Source organism: Brachyspira catarrhinii, from assembly GCF_005518285.1.
Classification (GTDB): Bacteria; Spirochaetota; Brachyspiria; order Brachyspirales; family Brachyspiraceae; genus Brachyspira; species Brachyspira catarrhinii.
Genome location: NZ_SJDU01000752.1, coordinates 1 through 532, shown reverse-complemented (window position 1 = coordinate 532; position 532 = coordinate 1). Strand labels below are relative to the sequence as shown.

1 protein-coding gene is annotated in these 532 nt (G+C 41.5%); it reads right to left on the bottom strand.

What is annotated here, in order from left to right; genetic code table 11:
* On the bottom strand, window positions 1-532 hold a 532-nt coding region (locus EZH24_RS13335; protein ID WP_153227244.1), incomplete at both ends, for an alcohol dehydrogenase catalytic domain-containing protein.

The following is a 532-nucleotide window of genomic DNA, read 5'->3' as shown; positions in this document are numbered from 1 at the left end:
CCAAGTTTAACCGCGTATTGAACAGCCATATGTCCGAGTCCGCCGTATCCTGCAATGCCTACTTTATCTCCTTTCTTTATTTTCATTACTTGAATAGGCGAATATGTCGTCACTCCCGCGCAAAGCAACGGAGCTACTTTTTCAATTTGAGCGTTTGACGGAATCGAAATCGCAAATTTTTCCGAAACGACTATATTGTCCGAATATCCGCCTTGCGTAATTTCGTTATCATGAAATCTATCAACGGAATCGTAAGTATATACCGCCATATTCAAACAAAATTGTTCTTGATTATTAAGGCAGTTTATACATTCTCCGCAAGAATTAACCATGCAACCCACTCCCGCATAATCGCCTACTTTGAATTTTGTCACCGCGCTTCCCACTTGAACTACTCTTCCCGCTATTTCATGCCCAGCAACGAGAGGATAATTTCCTTCGCCATGTTCTCCGTTTATAGAGTGAATATCGCTATGACAAATTCCAGCGTAAAGGATTTCGATTAAAATATCGTTTTCGCCTACGGGATGCC